The sequence below is a fragment of the Alcanivorax sp. HI0044 genome (genome assembly GCF_001634945.1).
In genome coordinates, this window is record NZ_LWEZ01000315.1 from 1 (window position 1) to 708 (window position 708).

Genomic DNA, 708 nt, shown 5'->3' on the forward strand with positions numbered 1-708 from the left:
CGGCCCTGTTGGCGAGCCAGCGCCCCATGCAGCATGGAAAGCAGCGGCGTAATTCCCACACCGCCAGCCACCAGCACCAACGGAACGCCGTCACCAGCGGCATCGGCCAAGGTAAACTCTCCACAGGGAGGCGCCACCTCCAGCACATCGCCTTCCTGAATATGCTCATGAATATAACCAGAGCACACACCATGGGGGGCCTCGTCAGCTGTTGCCAGCTCCCGTTTCACACTGATTCGATAATGACTTTCACCCGGTGCACAAGACAGGCTGTAGTTGCGCATTACCGGCTGGCCACCGGGTGGCGTCACCCGCACGGTAATGTACTGGCCAGGCTGGTGCGGCTGCAGCGCCTCACCGTCCTGACGAGCCAGGTACAGGGAAACGATGTTCTCGCTTTCAGCCTCACGACGGGCAACGACAAAAGGCTTGAAACCCTGCCAGCCGAACGCCTCCTTTTGATGCNGGTACAGCGTATTTTCACGGCCAATAAAGATATCTGCCAACGCCCCATAGGCCGCCGCCCAGGCATCAATAATTTCCGACCTTTCATCAATTCCCAACACTTCCTGAATGGAGGCCAGCAAATTGGCACCAACAATCGGATAGTGCTGCGGCTGAATCCCCAGGGAAACGTGCTTCTGGGCAATCAGCTCCACGGCATCTGCCAGCGCGGCCGGATTGTCCACGTGCTGGGCATAAGCACAG

Annotated in this window: 1 protein-coding gene; it reads right to left on the reverse strand. The window is 58.6% G+C overall.

Features of this window, described 5'->3' with window-relative positions; all coding sequences use genetic code 11:
- The coding region (locus A3730_RS03810) for a globin domain-containing protein (protein ID WP_231883833.1) at window positions 1-708 on the reverse strand (708 nt) is incomplete at both ends.